Genomic DNA, 24,331 nt, shown 5'->3' with positions numbered 1-24,331 from the left:
AAAGACTGATTCACGGTTTTTGTCGGTGGTGGCATCTAGCATGGAAGAGTACGAGGGTCAGGGCTTGTGACGGGAGGGTGGTGGACGAGGTGGCCCGGCAGATGACCTCAGGGGTGGGGCCGAAAGCGGTGCAGGATTTCCCCTCGGCGTGCGACCGAGCCACACGACCCGAGCACCGACGCCTTCACACGGATCGAGGGTCGGGATGCTCGGATCAGAGGGATGCAGGGTTCTTCCGCATCGAAGGCGGCTGGCCTGCGGGATTCTGCAGCGAGGTCTGGGATCGGGGTGGATGGCACAAGGGCGGTGCAGGATTTCACATCAGGCGCGATCCGCGCCGATGCCTTCGCGCGGATCGAGAACCTGGATACTCGGATCAGGGCGATGCAGAATCCTTCCGCACCGAGCACGACCGGGCCACGGGCCGGGACCCGGCCCGAGCGCAGCACACACCAATCCCCCAGGGGGTGGGCTCTCTCCTCGGTCGGGCAGGCGAAGCCCGATCAGGGTTCTGCCGGGAGGTCAAGCGGCGCGATGCAGGAAACAGCACGACGAGAACCACCGCCGCTTGACCTCCCGGCAGGTTCCTGATTGCCTCCGGGGACCGACCGAGGAGAGAGCACACCCCCGGCACCCGACCACCCCGAACCCCAGCCCGCCCCGCCAACGCCAGCACCCCACAAACCCCGGCATCTCTCTCCGAGAGAAGGGCCCGCGCCGGAGGCGGAATCTTGAAACCCCAGCCCGCCCCGCGACGCAACGGGTGGGCGTGCCCCTATGTCTTCCGTCAAGTCTGGGCTGCTCGCTGTAACGGGCATGTGGGTGGGTGTTGCTCGGGTTATGTGGTGGCGGTGTGGGGCGTGTAGAGCGTGGCGTTGCGGAGCATGGCGTGGAGGACGTTGATGCGTCTGCGGGCGAGGCGGATGATTGCTTGGGTGTGGGTTTTGCCTGCGGCGCGGTGTTTGTCGTAGTAGGCGCGGGAGTCGGGGTCGGCCAGGGCGGCGAAGGCGGAGAGGAACATGGCGCGTTTGAGCTGCCGGTTTCCGCGTCTGGGTGCGTGTTCGCCGCGGATGGAGCTGCCGGAGGACTTGGTGACCGGGGCAAGTCCTGCGTAGGAGGCGAGGTGGTCGGCGGTGGGGAAGGTGGCGGCGTCGCCGACGGTGGTCAGGATGGTCGCGGCGGTCCTGATCCCGATGCCGGGCATCGAGGTCAGGAGCGGGGAAAGAGGGTGGGCCTCCAGCAGGGCACTGAGCTGTCCCTCGAGCGTGCGGCGTTGGGCGAGGATCTCGGTCAGCTGGCGGGCGAGGGAGGGGATGACGAGGGCTGCGGCCCGGGTGCCGGGCACCACGACCGTCTGTTCTGCGAGGGCCTCGGCGATCTCCTCGGCCAGGCGCTCGGCCAGGCGCGGGGCCAGGGGTTTCAGGAGTTTGACGATGCGTCGGGTGCCGGCCTCGGCGAGCAGTTCAGGGGAGCCGTACCGGGCGAGTAGCGCGAGGACGGCCTGGTGCTGGATGCGTGGGCCCAGGACGCGTTCGAGGGAGGGGTGGATCTGGGTGAGCAGGCCGCGCAGCCGATTGGAGGTGCGGGTCGACTCGCCCGCGAGGTCCTGGTCGAACCCGACGAGCATGGCCAGTTCCGCCTCGGTCTCATCGAGCACGGTCAGGGTGCGCAGCGCCCTGGGTGCGGTGCGGGCGACGTCGGCGATCACGGCGGCGTCGCGGGCGTCGGTCTTGGCCTCGCCCTCGTAGAGGTCCGCGGCGCGGCGCATGGCCAGGCCGGGCAGGTAGGCGACCTGGCAGCCGACGTCGCGGGCGACGCTCAGCGGCAGCGCGCCGATGTTCGCGGGCTGATCGACGATCACCAGGACGGTGGCGAACTTCGCGATCAGCTTCTCGAACAGGGCGCGCAGTTTTGGTTCGGTGTTCGGCAGGCGCTTGTCGTAGACGGTCTTGCCGGGGCTTGTCAATTGGAGTGTGTAAGTTTGGGGACGGTTCTTCCTTCTTCGGGTCTCCGTCGGCGGTTGCCGTCGGTGACGGTTTTGCTGGTCAGACCGGGAGTTTGCCGGGGAAGCGGATCGCGAAGTCGTTCAGGGCCCGCTTCCAGCCGTAGGTTCCGGTGCCGCGTAGCTGTCCGGCCGGCACGTGGCGGCCCTCGCCGTCGATGTGGCGGCCCTCGATGCGGCGGATGCCGAGGTAGAGCAGTTTGATCGCGGCGTCGTCGTCGGGAAAGTGCCCGCGGGTCTTGCTGATTTTGCGGAGCTGGAAGTTCATCGACTCGATGGCGTTGGTCGTGTAGATGACCCGTCGCAGCTCGAGGGGGAAGTCGAGAAACGGTATGAACGTCTCCCAGGACCGCTCCCATGCGGAGATCACCCCGGGTGCGCTGCGGGCGAACTGGCCGCGCAGCGCTTCGAGCGCGGCCTCGGCGGCCGAGGCGTTCGCGGCGGTGTAGATCGGGCGCAGCGCGGCGGCGATCTTCTTGCGGTCGGCGTAGGCGACATACCGCATCGAGGTGCGGATCAAGTGGACCACGCAGGTCTGCACGATCGCCTCGGGCCATACGTGCCCGATCGCCTCGGGCAGCCCGCTCAGCCCGTCGCAGCACACGACGAGGGCGTCTTTCAGGCCCCTGTTGCGCAGGGAGGTCAGGACGTTGAGCCAGAACCGGGAGCCCTCCTTCTGCTCGATCCAGATGCCGAGCACCTGCTTGTACCCGTCGGTGTCCACGCCGATCACCAGGTGCGCGGCCTTGTTCACGACGCTGCCGGACTCGCGGACCTTCACCACGATCGCGTCGATGTAAAGGATCGGATACACCGCGTCGAGCGCGCGGTTCTGCCATTCGGCGATCTCCTCGCGCACCACCTCGGTCACGTTGGAGACCAGCGCGGGGGAGATCTCGGCGCCGTAGACCTCGGCGAGGTGGTCGCGGATGTCGCGGGTGGACATCCCCCGGGCGTAGAGCGAGAGGATCATCTCGTCGACCTGCCCGAGCCTCTTGGTGCGCTTGGGCACGATCCGCGGCTCGAACGAGCCGGCCCGATCACGCGGGACCTGCAGGCGCACCGGCCCGGACGCGGTGACCACGGTCTTGGGGTAGGAGCCGTTGCGCGAGTTGGGCGAGCCGACCCCGGCCGGATCCCCCTTCTCGTAGCCGAGGTGATCCGCCATCTCCACCTGCAGCGCCCGCTCGAGCACCGCCTTGGTGATCGCAGCCAGCAGCTCCTGCGCCCCGCCCCCGGCCTTCTCGGCCTCGGCCAGCAGAGAGTCGATCGCCTCCGGAGCCAGGATCGCAGCGACCCGACGGGCACCCTCGACCTGCTCGAGCTCCTCCACCAGATGCTCCTCGGCCTCCACCGACAGCACCTGGTCCATCTTCTTGCCACTCACAGCGTGTCACCATTTCTAGCAGCCAGGCACTACCACCTGCTGCTCAACAGGTCACCCGCTTACACACTCCATTAGACACGCTCTCTTGCCGGCCGGGGTCAGCCCGTGGGCGTGGTGCTCGCCCTTGCCCACGTCCAGGCCGAGGAAGACCCCGATACCGCTGGTGTCGTACACGCTCGCCGCCTTCTACTTCGCATGGCCCTGGCCTCGACCATCGCACCGCAGCCGGCAACCACGTTACACAGGCCGCCCCGAGAAAACGCCCGGCGTTGCGCCGGGCACGGGATGCGGACCAGGCCCCTTATCAGCGGTCAGGCAGTGCTCCAAAACCCGGCGGCAACACGCCCAAGGCCATAGACACGGCAGGGTGGCAGAGCCATACCGGGCCCGGAGGCCAGGCGCCCCCATTGCGGGGACACGTAAAAGGTAACGGGTGGTCAGACGAACCATGCGACGCGAAGCGGCCGCCCACACCACGACACTTCAGGCCACCACCCCCCACCAGCACCCAGTAGTACGTCCCTCTGAGCGCGCGTCAGGCCAGTGCGGCGTCCAGGAGGGCGGCCCAGCGGCTGATGATGCCGGCGCGGCGCTCGGAGTCGTCGGTGAGCAGGTTCGCCAGGCCGAGACCACGGGCCATGTCGAGCGTCGCCTGAACGGCTTCGCGCACGCCGGGCGCGTGGGCGTCGACGCCGAGGGAGGCGACGGCCACGCGGTGGGCTTCGCGGCCCACCCGGTTCTCCAGCGCCACGACGCGCTCGCGCAGCGGCTCCTCGGTCGCCGCGGCCACCCAGAGGTGAAGCGCGGCCCTGAAATACTGGTCCGTATACATCTGGACGACCATCGCCACCACGGCCTCGGTGCGCGCCGGCCCGGGTGCGGGGAGGTCGTCGAGCCGCGCCCGGACGAACGCGATGCGCTCGGCCGCGACGTGCTCGATCGCCGCGGTGAACAAGTCCTCCCGGGTCGGGAAGTGGTGCTGGAGCGCGCCCCTGGTCACCCCGGCCCGCTCCGCCACGACCGCGACGGTGCTCCCGCTCCAGCCGAGCCGGGCCAGGCAGTCCATGGCCGCGTCGAGCAGGCGCTGCCGGGTGGCGCGGCTGCGATCCTGCTGCGGCACCCGGGGCGCGGCCTCGGCCGCCACGGCCATCACCGGGCCCAGGACGGCGGACGGCGCTCCAGGAACGCGCGCATGCCCTCCTGCGCCTCGGGCGAGCCGAACAGCCGCGAGGACTGCGCGATCATCGCCTCGCCGTCGCGCTCGAAGCAGCGCCGCACCTCGGCGGTGACCAGGCGCTTGGTCTCGGCCAGGCCCTGCGGCGAGGCCTGGCGCAGGTCGTCAAGGTACTTCTCGACCAGCCCGGCCATCCCCGCCGCGGTGACCAGGCCGATCCGCGCCGCCTCCGCCGCCCCGAACGTGGCGCCGGTCAGGTACCAGTGCGCGACGCCCTGCGGCTCCAACCGCGGGAGCAGCGGCAGCGAGATCACCGCGGGAGCCAGGCCCAGGCGCACCTCGGTGAACGCGAACGTCGCCGCCGGACCCGCCACCGCCAGGTCGCAGGACCCCACCAAGCCCAGTCCGCCCGCGCGCACGGGCCCCTGGATCCAGGCGAGCACCGGCTTGGGGAGCTCGACCACCGCGCGCATCAGCTTGACCAGGTTACGCGGACCGCTGGCCGGGTCGGCGCCGGTCGCCTCCTTCAGATCGGCGCCGGAGCAGAAGACCTTGCCGGCGTGCGTGAGCACGACCGCGCGCACGTCCGGATCCGCACCGGCCCGCTCGAGGCCCTCCTCGAGCTCGGCCACCATCCGCGTGGACAGCGCGTTGCGGTTGGCCGGCGAGTCGAGGGTGAGAGTCGCCACGGCGCGGTCCACCGAGTAGTGGACGAGCGGTTCGGTCATCGCAAGGCCTTTCCCGTACGTACATGCGTGTGGATCAGTATGACTTAGGCAGTCCGAGGGTGTGCTGCGCCACGTAGTTGAGGATCATCTCGCGGCTGACCGGCGCCACACGGGTGGCCCGGGTGACCGTGATCAGCGCGCCCAAGCCGTACTCCTGCGTCAGGCCGTTGCCGCCGAGGGTCTGCACGGCCTGGTCCACGCTGTGCACGGCGGCCTCGGCGGCGGCGTACTTGGCCATGTTGGCCGCCTCGCCCGCGCCCACGTCGTCGCCGGCGTCGTTGAGCAGCGCGGCCTTCTGGGTCATCAGGCGGGCCAGCTCGATCTCGATCCGGCACTGCGCGAGCGGATGCGCGAGACCCTGATGCGCGCCGATGGCGTCCTTGAACACGACCCGGGACTTGGCGTAGTCCACGGCACGGTCGAGCGCGAACCGGCCGATGCCGGTGGCGAAGGCCGCGACCATGATCCGCTCCGGGTTGAGCCCGGCGAACAGCTGCAGCAGGGCTGCGTCCTCGTCCTCGCCGACGAGGGCGGCCGCGGGCAGGCGCACGTCGTCGAAGAAGAGCTGGAACTGCCGCTCGGGCGAGACGATCTCCATCGGGATGGCCCGGTACTCGAAGCCGGCCGTGCCCAGCGGCACGATGAACAGGGCGGGCTTGAGCTTGCCGGTGCGGGCGTCCTCGGTGCGCGCGACCACCATCACCGATTCGCACGTGTCGACGGCCGATATGAAGACCTTGCGACCGCTGAGGATCCAGTCGTCCCCGTCGCGGCGGGCGGTCGTGGTGATCCGGTGCGAGTTCGAGCCCGCATCCGGTTCCGTGATGCCGAACGCCATCCGCACGGTGCCGTCGGCGAAGCCGGGCAGGTGACGCCGCTTCTGATCCTCGGTGCCGAAGCGGGCGATGATGCTGCCGCAGATCGCGGGTGTCACGACGAGCAGCAGCAGCGGGCAGCCGGCGGTCGCCAGCTCCTCGAGGACGACGACGAGGTCTGCGATGCCCCCGCCCCCGCCGCCGTACTCCTCCGGCAGGCTGACGCCGAGGTAGCCGAGCCGGCCGGCCTCGCGCCAGAGCTCGTCGCTGCTCCCGCCCGCGCGGGCACGCTCCTGCATGTAGGCGGCGCCATAGCGTCGCCCGAACGCGCCGACCGCCACGCGGAGCGCGCGGCGTTCCTCGGTGTCGAAAGCGAAGTCATTCACCGGTTGGGCTCCTTGTCGACGACGGCGAGGACGGCGCCCACGGCGACCTGTTCACCCGGGCGGACGGGAAGCTTGGCGAGCACACCGGACGCGGGCGCGACGACGACGTGCTCCATCTTCATCGCCTCCAGCCACAGCAACGGCTGCCCGGCAGTGACGGAATCTCCCTCCGCGACCGCGACCCGCACGACGGTGCCCGGCATGGGCGCGAGAAGCGAGCCGGGATCGAGCTGCGCGGTTGCGGAGGGGAAGCGGCTGACCGGCGTCAGGGATATGGCGAAGTCAGCGGTGTCGACGTAGACGACTGGGTCGGATTCGTAGACGCCGACGTCGAATACGCGTCGCAGGCCATTGCGTTCTAGCACGACGCGTGAGGGGCTCGAGGCCACGAGACTGACGTCGGGGAACGCTTCGGCGCGCAGGCCGTCACGGGAGAACGCGTAGCGCACCTCGTATTCGGCCCCGGAAGCATCCTGATAGACCTTGACCTGCGACTGGGAGCGCAGATTGCGCCAGCCGGAGGGAATCGCAGCGGAGGCGGGCCCAGAAGCAGAACGCTGTGCTGCATCCGCCAGCGCAGCCGCGAGAGCCGAGAGCGCGGCCAGATCGTCCTTCGCTGACGCGGCGAGGTTCGGAGCATGCTCGCCGAGGAAGGCCGTATGCACATCGCCGGAAAGAAACGCGGGGTGACGCAGAACCCGGACAAGCAGGTCCCGATCGGTCACGACACCGTGGATGCGTGCCCGGGCAAGCGTGGCGGCGAGCAACCGGGCGGCTGCCTCGCGAGTCGGGGCCCAGGCGATGAGTTTGGCGAGCATCGCGTCGTACTCGACGCCGATGACAGAGCCGGGGCCGACCGCGCTGTCGAGCCGGATTCCCCAGTCCGTCCGCCGATCCTCCGACCCACCCACCTCGAAGCGCCGCACCGTCCCGGTCGCCGGCAGCCAGTCCTGGGCCGGGTCCTCGGCGTAGATCCGCGCCTCGATCGCGTGGCCGCGCGGGGCGGGGGGAGTCGGCGGGAGCGCGGCGCCCTCGGCGATGCGCAGCTGCCACGCGACGAGGTCGAGGCCGGTGACGCACTCGGTCACCGGATGCTCGACCTGCAGACGCGTGTTCATCTCCAGGAAGCGGAACCTTCCGTCGGGCGCGAGCAGGAACTCGACGGTTCCGGCGCCGGTGTACGCGATCGTGCTCGCGGCCGCCGTCGCCGCGGCGGCGAGTTCGGCGCGCTGCGCGTCCGACTGGCCGGGGGCCGGGGTCTCCTCGATCACCTTCTGGTGCCGTCGCTGGATCGAGCAGTCGCGCTCGCCCAGGGTCCAGACCGTCCCGTGCGTATCGACGAGGACTTGCACCTCCACGTGGCGGCCGCGCTCGATATAGGGCTCGAGGAAGACCTCGCCCGAGCCGAACGCGGCTTCAGCCTCGGCGCGCGCGGACTCCATCACGCCCGTCAGGGTGCTGAGGTCACGCACGACGCGCATGCCGCGGCCGCCTCCGCCTGCTGCGGCCTTGACCAGCAGGGGCAGGTCGGCTTCGGTCACCGCCGCCGGGTCCAGCGCGGCGAAGACGGGCACGCCGGCGGCCTGCATCAGCACTTTGGCACGCGTCTTCGAACCCATATCCGCGATCGCCTCGGGCGATGGGCCGATCCAGTGCAGCCCGGCATCGATCACCGCACGGGCGAACGCGGCGTCCTCGGACAGGAAGCCGTAGCCGGGGTGCACCGCGTCCGCGCCGGCTGTCTGCGCGGCACGGACCAGCAGGTCCGCGCGCAGGTAGGTGTCCGCGGGGGCGGTGCCGGGCAGCCGGACGGCCAGGTCGGCCTCGCACACGTGCGGCGCCCGCGCGTCCGCGTCGGAGTAGACCGCGACGGTGGCGACGCCGAGATCCCGACAGGTGCGGAAGATCCGGCGCGCGATCTCACCGCGGTTCGCCACCAGCAGTGACGTGATCATCCTCGATCAGCCCTCTCACATCCGGTAGACGCCGTAGCCGCCGGCGCCGCGCACCGGCGCGCCGTGGACCGCGGACAGGCACAGGCCGAGCACGGTGCGGGTGTCGCGCGGGTCGATCACCCCGTCGTCGTACAGCCGGCCGGAAAGGAATGCGGGCATTGATTCCGCCTCCACCTGCTGCTCCACCACCGCCCGGATCGCCGCATCGCCGTCCTCGTCGAACACGCGCCCGGCCGCCGCGGCGGATTGGCGCGATACCAAAGAGAGCACTCCGGCCAGCTGCTTCGGGCCCATCACGGCAGCCCGTGCACTCGGCCAGGCGAACAGGAATCTGGGTTCGAAGGCTCGGCCGCACATGCCGTAGTGGCCTGCGCCGTAGCTCGCGCCCATCAGGATCGACAGGTGCGGGACGCGGCTGTTGGAGACCGCGTTGATCATCATCGCGCCGTGCTTGATGATCCCGGCCTGCTCGTAGTCGCGGCCGACCATGTAGCCGGTGGTGTTGTGCAGGAAGACCAAGGGGACGTCGCGCTGATTGGCCAGCTGGATGAACTGCGCAGCCTTCTGCGATTCCGCGCTGAAGAGCACTCCGCGCGCGTTCGCGAGCACGCCCACCGGGTAGCCGTGCACGCGCGCCCAGCCGGTGGCGAGGCTCGGGCCGTACTCGGCTTTGAACTCGTCGAAGTCCGAGCCGTCGACGACTCGGGCGATCACCTCGCGCGGGTCGAACGGCGTCTTGAGGTCGCCGGGGACGAGGCCGAGCAGCTCCTCCTCGTCGTAGGCGGGGGCGAGCACTTCCGGCGCGGGCGACGGCCCGAGTTTGGTCCAGTTGAGGCGGCGGACGATCCGGCGGGCGGTGTGCAGCGCGTCGGCCTCGTCGAGGGCGAAGTAGTCGGCCAGGCCCGAGGTTCTCGCGTGCATCTCGGCGCCGCCAAGTGATTCGTCGTCGGCATCCTCGCCTGTGGCCACTTTGACCAGCGGTGGCCCGGCGAGGAAGACCTTGGCGCGTTCCTTGACCATGACCACGTGGTCTGACATGCCGGGGATGTACGCGCCGCCGGCGGTGGAGTTGCCGAAGACGACGGCGATCGTGGGGATGCCGGCCGCGGACAGCCGCGTGAGGTCGCGGAAGAGCGCGCCGCCGGGGATGAAGACGTCTTTCTGGGCCTGCAGATCCGCGCCACCGGACTCGACCAGGTTGATCACCGGCAGTCGGTTGGCGAGCGCGATCTCGTTGGCCCGCAACGCCTTCTTCAATGTCCAGGCGTTGCTAGCACCGCCGCGCACGGTCGGATCGCTGGCGGTGATCAGGCACTCGGTGCCTTCGACCACGCCGATCCCGGTCACCAGGGCCGCGCCGACGGGGTACTCCGTGCCCCAGGCGGCCAGTGGGGAGAGCTCGAGGAACGGCGCGTCCGGGTCGAGCAGAAGCTCTATCCGTTCGCGGGCAAGGAGTTTCCCGCGCGAACGGTGGCGGTCGACGTACTTCGGCCCGCCACCCGCGAGCGCCTTGGCATGCTCGGCGGCGAGCGCGTCGAGGTCGGCGAGCATGGCGGCACGACGGGTGCGGTACTCCTCACCCCGCGGGTCGAGGCGTGTGGCGAGAAGGGTCATGGCCGCTGCTCCAACAGGAGTTCGGGGATGTCGAGGTACCGGGAGCGCAGCCACTCCCCCACGGCCTTGGCCTGCGGATCGAACCGCGCTTGGGCCCCGACGCCCTGGCCGAGCAGCCCGTGTACGACGAAGTTGACTGCGCGCAGGTTGGGCAGCAGGTGGCGGGTCACCGCCAGAGTGGCGACCTCTGGTAGCAGCTGCCTGAATTGCTCGACAGTGAGCGTGTGGGCCAGCCAGCACCAGCCTTCATCGCTACGCGCCCACAGGCCGATGTTCGCGTCGCCGCCTTTGTCGCCGCTGCGTGCTCCGACGACGCGGCCGAGCGGGGCGCGGCGCGTCGGGCCGGGCGGCAGCGGCGCAGGCAGTTCGGGTTCCGCGACGGGTTCGAGCGGGAGCGTCACGGTCGGAGTGTGTATCTCTACGCGACGGTCGTCCGCCGTGATCGCCACGTGGCCGACCCGCGAGGCGCCGATGTATACGGCCTCGAATACGCCGTAAGGCGACGCGTCGGCAGGCGGCGCGGTGAGGTGGAAGCCGGGGTATCCGGCGAGGGCGAGCTGCACGGCCGCGTCGCTGACCGCGCGGCCGACCGTGTGCGCGTCGACGTCTCGGACGACGAGCCGCAGCATGGCGCTGGCCTCCTCCTCGACGGCGGCGTCCGCGTGATCGGTGCGCGCGAGGCTCCAGCGGACCTCGGCCGGCCTGCGCTCGCCGAACGCCGCGTCCATCTGCTCGCGCACGAGCGCGGCCTTCTCCTCGATATCGAGGCCGGTGAGCACGAAGACGACCTCGTTGCGGAATCCGCCTTGCCGATTGATGCCGACTTTGAGGGTCGGCGGCGGCGGTTCGCCGACCGCGCCGTCGATCAAGACGCGATCCGGACCCTGCTGGTGAAGCCTGATCCCGTCAAGCCTGGTCGTGACGTCAGGGCCCGCATATCTGGCGCCGTCGGTCTCGTAGAGCAGTTGCGCGGTGACGGTCTCAACCGTGACGGCGCCGCCGGTGTCCGGATGCTTCGTGACGACGCACCTGCCGTCGGCGTAGACCTCGGCCAGCGGGAAGCCGGGGTGGCGCGCGTCGATCTCGGTGAAGAAGGAGAAGTTGCCGCCGGTGGCCTGCGCGCCGCACTCGAGTATGTGCCCTGCCACCGTGGCGCCGGCCAGGCGGTCGAGTTCGTCGCGGGTCCAGCCGAAGTGCGCGGCGGCCGGTCCGACGACGAGCGACGCGTCGGTGACCCGGCCGGTGACCACGACGTCCGCCCCGGCACGCAAGGCTTCTGCGATACCGAACGCGCCGAGGTAGGCGTTGGCGGCGAGCAGGCTCGGCGGCAAACCGAGATCGGCGCGGCCGAGCACGTCGTCGCCTTCGACCCAGGCGACGCGCGCGTCCACGCAGAGCCGGGCGGCGAGCTCGCGCAGCCGGAAGGCCAGCGCCCCCGGGTTGAGCCCGCCCGCGTTCGTCACGATGCTGACACCCCGCTCGACGGCCAGGCCGAGACAGTCCTCCATCTGCCGCAGGAAGGTGCGCGCGTAGCCGTACGCCGGGTCCTTGAGCCGGTTCACCGCGAGCAGCGCCATGGTCAGCTCGGCCAGGTAGTCGCCGGTGAGCACGTCCAGCGGTCCGTCGGCGAGCATCTCGCGCACCGCGGCGAACCTGTCCCCGTAGAACCCCGAGGCGTTGCCGATCCGCAGCGGGATCTCCGGGTCTTCCGGCATCATCAGAACCCTCCCTCGCTCGCCCGCACGCGGTACACGCTGGCAGAGCATCAAGAAAAAATCAAGCGTGCATGCTTGTTTTCTGCCGAAGCCGTGCCCGCCCACGATCCCGGCACGGTCCCGCACGGTCCCGACGCGGCGAACCCGAAACTTTCATCTCAGCCCCCGAGCTCATAGATCGAAGCGCTTCGAAGCTATTGCCGAAGGGTTTCTTCGAATCTACGGTGACGACGCGCATTCATCATCGAAGCGCTTCGACGAAGAAGGGCGGAACAGAGCGTCATGCGCATACCCTGGGCCCGCGGCTTAGTCGCCGCGGCCACCGCGATGGCCGCGGCCGCGGCCCCGCTGATAGCCGAAGCGGTGCTCTCGCCGGCGGCGGCGGCGACACCGGCCACGACCGCGTACTCGTGGAGCAACGTCCCGATCGGCGGCGGCGGCTTCGTTCCGGACATCATCTTCAACACCGGTGCCGCGAACGTCGTCTACGCCCGCACCGACATCGGCGGCGTCTACCGCTGGAACCAGTCGACCACCTCGTGGACCCCGCTGATGGACTGGGTGGGCCAGAGCAACTGGAACCTGATGGGCGCGGTGTCCGTGGCCGCGGACCCGATCAACACCAACAAGGTGTTCGTCGCCGCCGGCATGTACACCAACTCCTGGGACCCGTACGACGGCGCCATCCTGCGCTCCTCCGACCAGGGCAACACCTGGTCCGAGACGCAGCTGCCGTTCAAGCTCGGCGGCAACATGCCCGGCCGCGGCATGGGCGAGCGCCTGGCCGTGGACCCGAACAACGACAACGTGCTCTACTTCGGCGCGCCGAGCGGCCACGGGCTCTGGAAGTCGACCGACTCCGGCGTCACCTGGTCCCAGGTCACCTCGTTCCCGAACGTCGGCGACTACGTCCAGGACGCGTCCGACACGACCGGCTACGAGTCCGACAACGAGGGCGTGACCTGGGTGGCCTTCGACAAGGCCTCCGGCACCTCGGGCACCGCGACCCCGACCGTCTTCGTGGGCGTGGCCGACCTGCAGAACACGGTGTACGAGTCCACCAACGGCGGCACCAGCTGGACCCGCGTGGCCGGCCAGCCGACCGGATTCCTCGCCCACAAGGGCCAGGTGGACCCGACCGGCTCGTATCTGTACATCACCACGTCCAACACCGGCGGCCCGTACGACGGCGCCTCCGGCGACGTGTGGAAGTACGCCATCGCCACCGGCACCTGGACCCAGATCAGCCCGGTTCCCTCCTCGAACACCTCAGGGGACTACTTCGGTTATTCGGGCCTGTCCATCGACCAAGAGCATCCGAACACGATCATGGTGACCGGATACAGCTCCTGGTGGCCGGACACCTTCATCTACCGCAGTACCGACGGCGGCGCGACCTGGAAATCGGCCTGGAACTTCACCAGCTATCCGAACCGGTCCGACGCCTACACCCTGAACATCTCGGCCACCCCCTGGCTCACCTTCGGCAACTCCACCGTCGAGCCGGTCGAGTCGCCCACGCTGGGCTGGATGACCGAGGGCCTGGCGATCGACCCGTTCAACAGCAACCGGATGTTCTACGGCACCGGCGCCACCCTCTACGGCACCACGAACCTGACCAACTGGGACAGCGGCACCACCTTCAGCATCCAGCCCTACGTCTCAGGACTCGAGGAAACCGCGGTCAACGACCTGATCAGCCCGCCCACCGGCGCGCCGCTGATCTCCGCCCTGGGCGACCTCGACGGCTTCGTGCACACCTCGCTGACCAGCGTTCCGTCGATGATGTACACCTCGCCGAACCTGGCCAGCGGCGACAGCCTGGACTACGCCGGGCTCGACCCGTCCGACCTGGTGCGCACCGGCGACGTGGACAAGACGCAGAGCGCCAACGCGAACACCAACCGGATCGGCTTCTCCACCAACGACGGCACCAACTGGTGGCAGGCCTCGAGCGAGCCGCCGAACGTCACCGGCGGCGGACGAGCCGCGATCGCCGCGGACGCCAGCTCCGTGGTGTGGTCGCCGGCCGGCACCGGGGTGTACTACTCCACCAACAACGGCAGCTCCTGGACCGCCTCGACCGGCATCCCGGCCGGCGCGGCCATCGCCGCCGACAAGGTGAACCCGAAGGTGTACTACGGCGAGTCCGCCGGCACCTTCTACGTCTCGACCAACGGCGGCGCCTCGTTCACCGCGACCGTGACCAACCTGCCCGCCACCGGCACCCTGTACATCAAGGCCCTGCCGGGCGTGGCCGGGGACGTGTGGGTCACCGGCGGCTCGTCCACCGGCACCTCGGGGATCTGGCACTCGACGAACCAGGGTACGAGCTTCACCCAGCTCAGCAGCGTCTCCGCGGCGCTGAACCTCGGCTTCGGCAAGTCGGCCACCTCGGGCGGCTACCTGGCGCTGTACTCGATCGCCACGGTCAACGGCGTCCAGGGCATCTTCCGCTCGGACGACGAGGGCGCGACCTGGACCCGGATCAACGACGACAAGCACCAGTGGGGCAACATCGGCGCGGCCATCACCGGTGACCTCAACGTCTACGGCCGGGTGTACGTCGGGACCAACGGACGCGGCATCATGATGGGCGTGGCCTCGGGCGGCTCCACCGGCAGCGCTTCGGCGAGCGCGTCCGCCTCGGCCAGCGCCAGCAAGAGCGCCTCGCCCTCCGCGAGCGCATCGGCCAGCGCGAGCCCGAGCAAGAGCGCCTCGCCCTCCGCGAGCGCGTCGGCCAGCGCGAGTCCGAGTTCGGTGGCCACCGGGTTCCGCTGTCACGTCACCTACACCACCAACAGCGAGTGGGGCGGCGGCTTCACCTCGACCGTGGTGATCAACAACACCGGCAGCACCACCTTGAGCAGTTGGTCGGTGGGCTTCAGCTTCGTCGGAGACCAGAAGGTCACCGGTGCCTGGAACGAAGGCGGCTACACCCAATCGGGCAAGGCGGTCACCGTCACGAACGCCGCTTACAACGGCACCATCGCACCCGGAGGCAACACCAGCTTCGGGATGCAGGGCACCTGGACGAGCAGCGATTCGCCGCCGACCTCGTTCACGGTGAACGGCACCACCTGCACCTGACGCATCTGAGAACGAACACGGCGGCCGCCCGCACTCCGCGGGCGGCCGCCGCCGTCTCGTGCCGCGCTCAGCTCCAGCGCTGGGCGGCCGACCCGTCGCAGCCCTCGAGCACGACCTGGGTGCCGGCCGCCGAGCCGTCGCCGATCGGGCTCACGCACAGGCTGGTGGACTTGCCCACGATCGTGCCGTCCGGCAGCAGCGTCCACTGCTGGTTGGCGCCGCCGTTGCAGGCCCCCAGGTCGACCTCGGTGCCGGCCGTGGTACCCATGCCGTAGTCGTCGAGGCAGCCGGCGTTGTTGTTCTGGGTCAGCTGGTTCGAACCGGTCAGCGTCCACTCCTGGGTGGGCGCCTGGCCGCACGCGGCGAGCACGATGGTAGAGCCCTGACCGAACGCCGGGTCGCTGGTGGTGAGGCAGAGGCCTGACGCGGCGTTGGCCAGCGGCCCGGTGGCCCCGACGGTGAGCACGGTGGCGGCACTCGGCGAGGGCGAGGCGGAGGACGGCGAGGGCGACGGGGTGTCTTCGGGCACGACGACGGCTTGCGCGCTCTGGCTCGCGGTCGCGACAGTGCTCTGCGCGGCCGGGGTGCTGGCCGCCTGCGTGGTCGGATCGCCCCCTCCGCCGCCCAGGGACAGCACGCCCACGATGACCAGGGCGGCGACTACGCCGGCCGCGCAGAGGCCGACCTCGGTCGGGTGCTCGCGGACGAACCGGGGCAGCTTGCTCGATCCGACCGGCGTCCGGCCTCCGTCCGGGTCGGAGTATGCGTCCTGGTACTCGTCCCGGTAGCCGGCGGCCCGGCCGGGCTGCGGCGGGAGGACCGAAGTGGGCTGATACCCGGCGTCCTGCCGCGCGGGCGCGGCCGGCTGGGAGAAGGCGCTGGCGGCCGGGGCGCCCCAGTTCTGCGCGAGCCGGCTCGAGGGCTGCTGCGCGGGCGCCTGCGCGGGCGCCGGGGCCTGCTGCGGCAGCTGCGTCTGCGGGGCCTGATAAGCGAGCTGGGTGGGCTGCTGGTCGTACCCGGCGGCGGGCCAGGAAGGGGCCACCTGAGTCGGCTGCACGTCCGCGGGCCACGACGGCGCCACCTGAGTCGGCTGCACGTCCGCGGCGTACCCGCCGGCCGGCCACTGCGACTGTCCGTAGCCGCCCACGACCTGGGTCGGCTGCGGGTCGGCCGGGTAGCCGGGCGCGGGCGCGTTCCAGCCCTGCGGATCGGGCGCGGCGGCCCACCCCGGCTGCTGCGGGTACGCCTGCTCCGGATAGCCCGGCTGCTGCGGATACGCCTGCTCCGGATAGCCCGACTGCTGCGGATACGCTTGCTCGTGGTACGGCCCCTGCGGGGCCGGGGCGGCGCCGGACTCGTCCGCGGGCCGCCAGGGATCGCCAGTCACGTGCCGTTTCGCCCTTCGCCATAGTGGGGCCACCGAAGCTTGTCCGAGGCATTATAAGGAGTACGCTGCCGGGCGTGGGACCGCGCGCGTCGAGGGGTGGCTCGAACGCACGGCCGGCCTGCGCCCGAGAACACGAACGTACGCGACCGTTGTGACACAATGTGCTCCGCTGATCATTCCGTGAGAGCTGAGGCTTCAGCGTGAATCAACGCCCACCGTGGGCCCCGGACGAGATCGACATCGAACGGCCCTCGGTCGCCCGCATGTACGACTTCTTCCTCGGCGGCTCGAACAACTTCGCCGCCGACCGCCGGCTCGCGCTGGAGTACCTGCAGGTCCTGCCCGACATGCCGGCCATCGCCCGGGCCCAGCGTGCGGTGCTGCACCGGGTCGTACGATACCTGGCCGCCGCGGGGGTGGACCAATTCCTCGATCTCGGTTCGGGCATGCCCACGGCCGGCACCGTGCACGAGACCGCGCAGCGGGTCAATCCGCGGGCCCGGGTCGTCTACGTGGACGTGGACCCGGTGGCCGCCGCGCACGGCCGGGCGCTGCTCGGCCGCACCCCGCACACCGGCGTGGTGCTGGCCGACCTGCGCGACCCGGCGTACGTGCTCAAGCATCCGGTGACCGCCGAACTGTTCGACTTCTCCCGCCCGATCGCCCTGCTGATGATCGCGGTGCTGCACTTCCTGCCGGACCGGGACGAGCCGGCCGAGGTGGTCGGCCGGTACCGGGACGCCAGCGCGCCGGGCTCGGCCATCGCGATCACGCACGCGACCAACGACTACGATCCGGAGATGGCCGAGCGCGCCGAGGCGGTCTACCGCAAGGCCAGCCATCAGATGCACTACCGCAGCCGGTCCGAGGTCGAGGCGCTGCTCGCCGGATACGACCTCGCCGAGCCCGGGCTGGTGGACATGACCTGCTGGCGGCCGGACGGGCGGCCGTCCCCCGATCCGCTCGGCGGCGACGTGACCAGATACAGCGGATACGCCGCCGTCGGAAGGAAGAACGCATGACGCTCGCACTGATCCCCCGGCCGCTGGCGGTCCACGAACTGCCGGGCACGTTCCGGCTGACCGCCGAGAGCGCGATCGCCGCGCCCGGCCTGACCGGCGACGCGCTGCGGGTGGCCGAGTACCTCGCGGCGTCGCTGCGCGTGCCCACCGGCCTGCCGCTGCCGGTCGGCGAGGACGGCGACGTGCTGGTCGCGCTGGACCCGTCGGTGGGCGAGGCGGCCGGCGGGGACGAGGCGTACGCGCTGACGATCGCCACCGAGACGGTGACGCTGCGCGCGGCGACCGCGCAGGGCCTGTTCCGCGGCGTGCAGACGCTGCGTCAGCTGCTCCCGGCCGCGGTGGAGGACGGCGCCCTCGTCGCCGCGGCGGACTGGACCGTGCCCTGCGTGGAGATCGCCGACCGTCCCCGGTTCGGCTACCGTTCGGCGATGCTGGACGTGGCCCGGCACTTCTTCCCGGTCCCTGATGTCAAGAGGCTGATCGATGCGCTGGCCGCGTACAAGTTCAACCACCTGCACCTGCATCTGAGCGACGATCAGGGCTGGCGGATCGAGATCCCGAGCCGGCCGGAGCTGACCGCGAAGGCCTCCGGGTTCCAGGTGGGCGAGGGCGCGGGCGGCTTCTACACGCAGGCCGACTACGCCGAGCTGGTCTCCTACGCGGCGGACCGGTTCATCACGGTCGTGCCGGAGGTGGACGTCCCCGGCCACACCAACGCCGCGCTGCTGGCGTACCCGGAGCTCGGGCTGAAGGACTATCAGCCGCGGCAGTACCGCGGCACCGACGTCGGCTTCAGCACGCTCGATCCCGACAACGAGGCGACGTACACGTTCCTCGCGGACGTCTTCGGCGACCTCGCCGCCATGACGCCGGGGCCGTACCTGCACCTCGGCGGCGACGAGGTGGACGTCCTCGACCAGGAGGCCTTCGGCCGCTTCCTGCGCCGAGCGGCCGAGATCGCCGCGGCCACCGGCAAGACCGTGATCGGCTGGGAGGAGATCGTCGCCTCCGGCGTGCCGGCCGAAGTGGTGGCCCAGTACTGGGGCCGCAACCACGGGCGGCAGACGGTCGAGCACGGCGTGAGCGACGACGAGTTCCGCGACGCGGTGGCCAAGGGCGCCTCGGCGATCGTCTCCCCCGCCTCGCACTCGTACCTTGACATGCAGTACGGGCCGGACTCGCCGTTCGGGCTGGACTGGTCCGGCTACGTGCCCGTGCGTCAGGCGTACGAGTGGGACCCGGTCGGCTACCTCGGCGAGGTCGAGGCCGAGCGGGTGCTCGGCCTCGAGGCGGCGCTGTGGACCGAGACCGTCGCGACCATGACCGAGGCCGAGTACCTGATCTTCCCGCGGCTGCCCGGCCACGCCGAGGTCGGCTGGAGCTCCGTGCACCGCGACTGGGCGGACTACCGCACCCGCCTGGCCGCCCACGCCGAGCGCTGGGAGGCCCAGGGCCGCAACTACTTCCGCGCCCCCGAGGTCTGGGCCGCCTAGGGGCGCCCCTCCCTCATACGGAGCACGTCAGGTGCGCTCCGCGCCCGTGCCGGGCAGGCATCTTGACGTACCTGCCGATGCAAGGGAACGGAGAGTGCCGTGGGTCTGAGGGACGTCTTGCGGGGAAAGCGGAAGACGGCCGTCGCGGAGGCGTCCGGCGAGCCGTGGCGGCCCGCGGGAAAGCCGGGCGAGGACACCGTCGAGATCGCCTCGGTCGTGGCCGACGGGCCGGGGCCGGGCGAGGCCGACGGGGACGAGGGCGGAGCGCCGGCGCGGCCGGGGCGCCCGGCCGGGCGCGGCTGAGCAGCGCCGCCCGCCGGCCGTGCTCGAGGCCCCGCCGCCGATCCCGGTGCCCCAGGCCGCCCGGCGCACGCTCTACACCGCCTCCGGGGGCTTCTTCCTGGTGGGCGCGGCGCTGAGCACGGCCTCGGCGGTCGCCTTCCGCCAGGGGCTCCCGCCGCGTGACCGCGGCCCGGGCACGGTGTGGACGGTGGCGTTCACCTGCGCGGGCGTGGCCGGGGTGATCGGCCTGGTGCTGCTGATCTGGCGCAACCGGCTGGCCGAACGCTACGCCGTCGCGCTGCCGTTCCTGGCCGTCTTCCTGACCGCGCTGCCGATGCTCTGGAGCCGGGTGATGACCCCGACCGGCGCGGTGCTGATGCTCTGGCCGGTGCTCTACTCGAGCTGCCTGCTCACCGAGCCGGTCACCTGGGCCACCACCCTCGCCTGCGTGATCGCGCTGATCGGCGCGAGCTTCGTGGACCCGCACCTCGGCCTGACCGACTACAGCCCGATGGCGGCGACGCTGGTACTCACCGGCCTGGTCGTCGTCACCCTGCAGCGCCGGGTGCGCGGCCTGGTGGCCGAGCTCGGCCGGCAGGCGAGCACGGATCCGTTGACCGGCCTGGCCAACCGGCGCACGCTGCTCGACGCGCTCCGGCGGCAGGCGGCCGAGCACGGCCGGCGCGGGGCCGCGCTGTGCCTGCTGATGATCGACATCGACCGGTTCAAACGGCTCAACGACACGGCCGGGCACGACGCCGGCGACGAGGCGTTGCGCCGGCTGGCCAGGCTGCTGGAGCGCGAGACGCGCGAGGGCGACGTCACCGCGCGCCACGGCGGCGAGGAGTTCACCGCGCTGATGGTGGACTGCGAGCTGGCCGACGCCGCGGTGCGAGCCGATCAGCTGCGCGGCCGGATCGCGACGGATTCCGCCGGATGGCCGCACCGGATCACCGTCAGTGTCGGCGTCGCCGAGCTCGCGCCCGGCTCCAAGCTCGGCGTGTCAGGCCTGCTCACCAACGCCGACCACGCCCTCTACGCGGCCAAGCGCAACGGCCGCGACCGGATCGCGCTCTACACGCCCGGCCTTGGGGCGCCGGCGGATTGACGGGCCGTCAGCGCGCGCCCAATCCGGGCACCCGCCGGAACATCGCGTCCCTGATCCGGAAGGAGGCCCGGCCGTCGCCGAACGGCGAAGGCAGCACACTGAGCCGGGCGTGGACGGACTCGACGTCGGCCAGCAGGGTGAAGGCGGCGAGGCTGATCGCCGGGCCGGGTTCGGCCAGGCACGCGAAGTCGGCCAGGGCCTCGGGCCGTTCGGTGCTGCGGCGCACCAGCACGAGCGGGCGGCCGAGCACGGTCGTCTCCTCCTGGATACCGCCGGAGTCGGAGACCACCAGCGCGCATTCGGCCACCAGGGCGAGGAACTCGCGGTAGCCGAGCGGGTCGCAGGCGGAGAGCCCCTCGGCCAGCCGCCCGCCGGTGACCCGGGTCAGGGCGGCCCGGGTGCGCGGGTGCACCGGGAAGAGCACCGGCCGCCCGGCCGCGCCGATCGCCTCGAGCTCGGCGACGATCGCGCCGAGCACGCGCGGGTCGTCGGTGTTCTCCGGGCGGTGGATGGTGGCGAGCACGTACCGGCCGGCCTGCACACCCACCTCGGCCAGCACCTTGGCCCGCGCCTCGGGTCCGGGCAGGGACTGGCGCAGCGCCTCGACCACGGTGTTCCCGGTCAGCTCGACCAGCTGCGGGTCGAGCCGTTCGGCCACCAGGTTCTCCACGTTGCCGCGGGTGGGGGCGCACAACAGGTCGGAGACGTGGTCGATCAGGGTTCGGTTGTTCTCCTCCGGCATCCGCCGGTCGTGGCTGCGCAGCCCGGCCTCCACGTGCACCAGCGGGATGCCGTAGGCGTTCGCGGCCAGTGCCCCGGCCAGCGCGGAGTTGGTGTCGCCCTGGACCACCACGGCGGCCGGCCGCGCGGCGGCGAAGAGCGTGTCCAGGTTCGCCACCGCCGCCGCCACCTGCCCGGCCCGGGACATCCCGCCCACGCCGAGGGTGACGTCGGGCCGGCGCATGCCGCAGTCGGTGAAGAAGACCTCGTCCAGGCGCGCGTCGTAGTGCTGGCCGGTGTGGATGACCCGGGCGGCGTCGGCGAACAGTCCGGTCAGCGGGGCGAGTTTGACGATCTCGCGCCGGGTGCCGAGGACGAAGGCGACCGAGCCGTTGAGGATGGATGCGCAGGGATCGTACACGGCCTCTCCGTCGGACGCGGCGGTGCGGGTGCGGGGAGCGGACGCAGGCCGGCGAGCGCGGCGTCCGCGGGCAACCCGCGGCCGCGCACGGGACGCGGCCGCGGGACGGGCCTTGTGGCGACGAGGCCCTGCTTCGGGTTTCGCCCGCATACTCGCACGCGGAGGCCGCCGGCCGGGCCAACCTGGCCGCGTCAGCCCGTCCGGCGAGCGCAATTGTGATCACTGAATCATGTGAGGAATCGGCCGCCGGAGTGAGCGCGCACGCGAAAGACCGCACCCGCGGCGCTCGGGGAGCGTCGCGGGTGCGGTCGGGCCGGTGCGGCCGGTGTCAGGTCAAGCCGGACTGGTCGGCTTAGTAGCCGTACCAGCACGAACCGCCGCAGCGGGCGGCGACGACGTTGTCCAGGCCGCCGTAGGTGGCCTGCGCGTAGATGACCGCGGAGATGATGTTGTCGACCGGGTTGTAGATGTCGTTGTAGCCGGAGAGCGCGTAGGCGTCGAAGGTCGGCTGGATCATCTGCATGAGGCCGATCGACGGGGTGCCGGCGGCGGCGTTGGAGTCCCAGCCGTTCTCGGCGCTCGGGTTGCCGGAGGACTCGTTCATCGCGGTCTGGTAGATCGCGTTGTAGGACACCGAGTAGCCGTGCGCGTTCAGGATCGAGATGGCCTGGTTGATCCAGCCGTCCAGGTTGTCCGCGTAGGTGGTGGTCGAGTCCGTGCTCGAGGACGAGCTGGTGCTCGAAGACGCCTTGGCGGACGAGTTGCTCGAGGCGCTGGAGCCGGTCGAGGACTGGTCCGAACCCGCCGACGAGGAGGTGGTGGCGGTGGTCGCGGAGTCGCTCGAGGTGGAGGACGCGCTGCCGGACGGGACCAGGATGGTCCAGCCGATCTGGATGAGGTCCTCGTTGGTGAACTTGGCGCCGTCGGACTCGGTGCGGTCCTTGTTCAGGTTCCAGAGCTTGTGGTAGTCGTCGCCGTTACCGAGCTTGCTCTTGGCTATGCCGAACAGGGTGTCGCCGGCGACGACGGTGTAGCGGGTGGTGTCGCTCGAGGTGGGGGTCGAGTCGGACACGTTGGTCGCGGTGGCCGTGGTGCCGGAGGCGGCCTGCGCGGTCTGCTGCGTCGGAGTGTGGGTCGAACCGATCGTCGCAGCCTGGGCCAGCGTCGGCATCGCCACGCCGGCGATCACGGCGGCACTCAGGGTGACGGTCCGGACACGCTTGCGGGCAGGGGCGGACAGGGACAGACGGTGGAACGTCAAGACTTCGCTCTTCCTCTTCAGGCCGCCTGCCGGGTTAGCTGACGGGTTCGGGCGTAAGAGGTCGCCCTACCGTGCCGTGGGCACGGATTCACCCCGGGGGACATGGGTCCCCGGCTCCGCGGAGTTCTACGCTCCGCAACGGATTCGGCGGAGGCGCTGCCGCCATGGATTTCCTTGGCTGTTCAGCAACGCCTGGATCAACTTAAGCACATGCAAACCGGGCAAATGACCATTTGGCGAGAAAAACAGGTAACGACACGAAGCGCTATGATTTCGTGGCATACCGTGCGAACGGCCAGGTCAGATGGCATTTCGATAACCGGATACGCAGCGTCGATCACGCGGAGTGACGTTATCATCGCGTCCCGTGCAGTATTTTTCAGACACAGCGCGACCATTGAACTACGCTGCGTACATCAGAATAGTGACGCGGTCGATGCGGAAGGTGAGGAAAACGGCTTAGTCATTCACCTAATGACGTAAAGTGCCGCACCGGCTACTCGGCGGCGATCCCGGCCCCGTCCGGCGGGGTGTCGCCGAGCAGCCACCGGGCGCCGGCGCCGTGGGTGGCGGCGGTGTCGCCCGGGTTGTAGAGGCGGCAGGTGCGCAGGGAGAGGCAGCCGCAGCCGACGCAGCCGGTGAGCCGGTCCCGCAGCCCTTCGAGCTCTGCGATGCGGTCGTCGATCCGGGCCACCCAGGTGTGCGAGACGGAGTTCCAGTCGGCCTTGTTCGGCGCGCGCTCGGCCGGGAGGCGGGCGAGCGACGCGCCCACCTCGTCCAGGGTCAGGCCCACCTGCTGCGCGGCCCGGATGAAGGCGACCCGCCGGAGCATGGCCCTGGCGTAGCGGCGCTGGCCGCCGGCGGTGCGCTCGGAGACGATCAGCCCGACCTGCTCGTAGTAGCGCAGCGCGGAGGTGGCCACCCCGGCGCGGCGGGCGAGTTCGCCGATGGTCAGGCGCGATTCCAGCACGGGCATGAACGCGGATCCTATCGCTTGACTTCAAGCTGACTTGAAGTTGCAGGCTTGGGGGCATGGAGAACACGAACTCGAACACTGCGATCGCGGACGCGATCGGCTCCGGCGCCCGGCTCGACGAGCCGCGCCGGCTGATGGCGCTGATGACCGGCGACGAGAAGCACGGGCCGGCGGCGACCTCCACCCTCGACGTGCTGTGGGTGCTCTACACCCGCGTGCTCAAGGGACTGGACCCGGGCGACCCGGACAACCCGCTGCGCGACCGCTTCCTGCTCTCGAAGGGCCACGGCCCGGTGGCCTACTACGCCGTGCTGGCCGCGCTCGGCTTCATCCCCGAGGAGTGGCTGCGGAGCTTCGGCTCCTTCGACTCCCCGCTCGGCCACCACCCGGACCGGGTGCTGGTGCCCGGCGTGGAGATCGGCAGCGGCTCGCTCGGGCACGGGCTCGGGCTGGCCGTGGGCACGGCGCTGGGACTGCGGGCGCGCGGACTGGCCACGCAGCGCGTGGTCACGCTGCTCGGCGACGCGGAACTCGACGAGGGCTCGAACCACGAGGCCATCGCCTACGCCGGGGCCGTGGGCCTGGAGAGACTGACCGCCGTCGTCATCGACAACCAGTCGGCCACGCACGGGTGGTCCGGCGGCATCGCCACCCGGTTCGAGCGCGAGGGCTGGTCCACCGTGACCGTGAGCGGCCGGGACCACGACGCGCTGGAGGCCGCCTTCACCGCACCCCACCCCGGCCGCCCGCGCGCGGTGATCGCGGTGGTCGAACCCAAGGACGCGTAGTACCACC

18 protein-coding genes, 1 pseudogene and 1 riboswitch are annotated in these 24,331 nt (G+C 70.9%); of the genes and pseudogenes, 6 read left to right on the top strand and 13 right to left on the bottom strand.

The annotated features are described in order from the left end of the window. Positions 1-838: 838 nt before the first annotated feature. The 9 genes and pseudogenes from ACTRO_RS38705 to ACTRO_RS38670 form a co-directional block, all read right to left on the bottom strand. Positions 839-1,966 (bottom strand): annotated as a pseudogene (locus ACTRO_RS38705) (IS110 family RNA-guided transposase); the annotation flags it as partial. Between the two features lie 79 nt (positions 1,967-2,045). Continuing rightward, positions 2,046-3,374 (bottom strand): IS256 family transposase, encoded by a 1,329-nt coding sequence (locus ACTRO_RS38700; protein WP_051452057.1) that lies wholly within the window; start codon positions 3,372-3,374, stop codon positions 2,046-2,048. Positions 3,375-3,440: 66 nt separating this feature from the next. Next, positions 3,441-3,563, bottom strand: coding sequence for an IS110 family transposase (locus ACTRO_RS50125; RefSeq protein WP_245594262.1), 123 nt, complete (start codon positions 3,561-3,563; stop codon positions 3,441-3,443). Between the two features lie 361 nt (positions 3,564-3,924). Further along, positions 3,925-4,539 (bottom strand): TetR/AcrR family transcriptional regulator, encoded by a 615-nt coding sequence (locus tag ACTRO_RS38695; protein ID WP_034271315.1) that lies wholly within the window; start codon positions 4,537-4,539, stop codon positions 3,925-3,927. Next, positions 4,539-5,291, bottom strand: a complete 753-nt coding sequence (locus ACTRO_RS38690; RefSeq protein WP_034271313.1) for an enoyl-CoA hydratase family protein — start codon at positions 5,289-5,291, stop codon at positions 4,539-4,541. Before ACTRO_RS38690 ends, ACTRO_RS38695 begins: the two co-directional genes overlap by 1 nt. A 34-nt stretch (positions 5,292-5,325) precedes the next feature. Continuing rightward, entirely contained in the window at positions 5,326-6,492 is a 1,167-nt protein-coding gene (locus tag ACTRO_RS38685; protein ID WP_034271311.1) for an acyl-CoA dehydrogenase family protein, read from the bottom strand. Continuing rightward, positions 6,489-8,447 (bottom strand): ATP-binding protein, encoded by a 1,959-nt coding sequence (locus ACTRO_RS38680; protein WP_034271309.1) that lies wholly within the window; start codon positions 8,445-8,447, stop codon positions 6,489-6,491. Before ACTRO_RS38680 ends, ACTRO_RS38685 begins: the two co-directional genes overlap by 4 nt. A gap of 15 nt (positions 8,448-8,462) precedes the next feature. Next, entirely contained in the window at positions 8,463-10,061 is a 1,599-nt protein-coding gene (locus ACTRO_RS38675) for an acyl-CoA carboxylase subunit beta (RefSeq protein ID WP_034271306.1), read from the bottom strand. Further along, the gene (locus ACTRO_RS38670) at positions 10,058-11,779 is read right to left on the bottom strand and encodes an acyclic terpene utilization AtuA family protein (RefSeq protein WP_084316858.1); all 1,722 of its coding nucleotides are present in this window, start codon (positions 11,777-11,779) and stop codon (positions 10,058-10,060) included. Before ACTRO_RS38670 ends, ACTRO_RS38675 begins: the two co-directional genes overlap by 4 nt. Positions 11,780-12,058: 279 nt before the next feature. Here ACTRO_RS38670 and ACTRO_RS38665 point away from each other — a divergent pair, with 279 nt between their 5' ends. Continuing rightward, positions 12,059-14,866: a cellulose binding domain-containing protein gene (locus ACTRO_RS38665; RefSeq protein ID WP_034271302.1), complete on the top strand. Its 2,808-nt coding sequence runs from the start codon at positions 12,059-12,061 to the stop codon at positions 14,864-14,866. Positions 14,867-14,933: 67 nt separating this feature from the next. Here ACTRO_RS38665 and ACTRO_RS38660 read toward each other — a convergent pair whose 3' ends face one another. Further along, positions 14,934-16,253 carry a ricin-type beta-trefoil lectin domain protein gene (locus ACTRO_RS38660; protein WP_034271298.1) on the bottom strand — a complete coding sequence of 440 codons (1,320 nt, stop codon included), beginning with the start codon at positions 16,251-16,253 and terminating at the stop codon, positions 14,934-14,936. Positions 16,254-16,453: 200 nt separating this feature from the next. On the opposite strand from ACTRO_RS38660, the gene ACTRO_RS38655 reads away from it, so the two are divergent. The 4 genes from ACTRO_RS38655 to ACTRO_RS44535 all read left to right on the top strand — a co-directional run bounded on the left by ACTRO_RS38655 (position 16,454) and on the right by ACTRO_RS44535 (position 20,158). Next, positions 16,454-17,275, top strand: coding sequence for an SAM-dependent methyltransferase (locus ACTRO_RS38655; RefSeq protein ID WP_034271296.1), 822 nt, complete (start codon positions 16,454-16,456; stop codon positions 17,273-17,275). Next, positions 17,272-18,768, top strand: a complete 1,497-nt coding sequence (locus tag ACTRO_RS38650) for a beta-N-acetylhexosaminidase (RefSeq protein WP_051452056.1) — start codon at positions 17,272-17,274, stop codon at positions 18,766-18,768. Before ACTRO_RS38655 ends, ACTRO_RS38650 begins: the two co-directional genes overlap by 4 nt. Before the next feature lie 99 nt (positions 18,769-18,867). Then, positions 18,868-19,071 (top strand): hypothetical protein, encoded by a 204-nt coding sequence (locus ACTRO_RS38645; RefSeq protein ID WP_157436687.1) that lies wholly within the window; start codon positions 18,868-18,870, stop codon positions 19,069-19,071. 19 nt (positions 19,072-19,090) lie between these two features. Then, complete coding sequence (locus ACTRO_RS44535) at positions 19,091-20,158, top strand: GGDEF domain-containing protein (RefSeq protein ID WP_051452055.1); 1,068 nt, start codon at positions 19,091-19,093, stop codon at positions 20,156-20,158. A gap of 7 nt (positions 20,159-20,165) precedes the next feature. On the opposite strand, the gene wecB is transcribed toward ACTRO_RS44535, so the two are convergent. From wecB to soxR, 3 genes are all read right to left on the bottom strand, one after another. Continuing rightward, entirely contained in the window at positions 20,166-21,299 is a 1,134-nt protein-coding gene (gene wecB, locus ACTRO_RS38635; protein ID WP_211244560.1) for a non-hydrolyzing UDP-N-acetylglucosamine 2-epimerase, read from the bottom strand. Positions 21,300-21,651: 352 nt separating this feature from the next. Further along, positions 21,652-22,560, bottom strand: coding sequence for a LysM peptidoglycan-binding domain-containing protein (locus ACTRO_RS38630; RefSeq protein ID WP_051452054.1), 909 nt, complete (start codon positions 22,558-22,560; stop codon positions 21,652-21,654). An 8-nt stretch (positions 22,561-22,568) separates the two neighbouring features. Then, a riboswitch (cyclic di-AMP (ydaO/yuaA leader) is annotated at positions 22,569-22,720 on the bottom strand. 336 nt (positions 22,721-23,056) lie between these two features. Continuing rightward, a complete protein-coding gene (soxR, locus tag ACTRO_RS38625) occupies positions 23,057-23,536 on the bottom strand; it encodes a redox-sensitive transcriptional activator SoxR (RefSeq protein WP_034271292.1) in 480 nt (159 codons plus the stop codon). Between the two features lie 134 nt (positions 23,537-23,670). Between soxR and ACTRO_RS38620 the strand changes: the two genes are divergently transcribed. Further along, on the top strand, positions 23,671-24,324 hold the full coding sequence (locus tag ACTRO_RS38620) for a transketolase (RefSeq protein WP_051452609.1): 654 nt from the start codon (positions 23,671-23,673) through the stop codon (positions 24,322-24,324). The last annotated feature ends 7 nt before the right edge of the window (positions 24,325-24,331 follow it).

It is taken from the genome of Actinospica robiniae DSM 44927 (genome assembly GCF_000504285.1).
In the GTDB taxonomy this organism is placed as follows: Bacteria; Actinomycetota; Actinomycetes; order Streptomycetales; family Catenulisporaceae; genus Actinospica; species Actinospica robiniae.
The sequence above is the reverse complement of the archived record's forward strand: the minus strand, read 5'-3'. Positions and strand labels throughout refer to the sequence as shown.

What these genes read in the sequence shown, in the direction of transcription:
- ACTRO_RS38620 (WP_051452609.1), top strand. Translation starts at nt 23,671, where the DNA reads ATGGCGCTGATGACCGGCGACGAGAAGCACGGGCCGGCGGCGACCTCC.
- ACTRO_RS38670 (WP_084316858.1), bottom strand. Translation starts at nt 11,779, where the DNA reads ATGATGCCGGAAGACCCGGAGATCCCGCTGCGGATCGGCAACGCCTCG.
- ACTRO_RS38675 (WP_034271306.1), bottom strand. Translation starts at nt 10,061, where the DNA reads ATGACCCTTCTCGCCACACGCCTCGACCCGCGGGGTGAGGAGTACCGC.
- ACTRO_RS38665 (WP_034271302.1), top strand. Translation starts at nt 12,059, where the DNA reads ATGCGCATACCCTGGGCCCGCGGCTTAGTCGCCGCGGCCACCGCGATG.
- ACTRO_RS38680 (WP_034271309.1), bottom strand. Translation starts at nt 8,447, where the DNA reads ATGATCACGTCACTGCTGGTGGCGAACCGCGGTGAGATCGCGCGCCGG.
- soxR (WP_034271292.1), bottom strand. Translation starts at nt 23,536, where the DNA reads ATGCCCGTGCTGGAATCGCGCCTGACCATCGGCGAACTCGCCCGCCGC.
- ACTRO_RS38700 (WP_051452057.1), bottom strand. Translation starts at nt 3,374, where the DNA reads ATGGACCAGGTGCTGTCGGTGGAGGCCGAGGAGCATCTGGTGGAGGAG.
- ACTRO_RS38690 (WP_034271313.1), bottom strand. Translation starts at nt 5,291, where the DNA reads ATGACCGAACCGCTCGTCCACTACTCGGTGGACCGCGCCGTGGCGACT.
- ACTRO_RS38695 (WP_034271315.1), bottom strand. Translation starts at nt 4,539, where the DNA reads ATGGCCGTGGCGGCCGAGGCCGCGCCCCGGGTGCCGCAGCAGGATCGC.
- ACTRO_RS38650 (WP_051452056.1), top strand. Translation starts at nt 17,272, where the DNA reads ATGACGCTCGCACTGATCCCCCGGCCGCTGGCGGTCCACGAACTGCCG.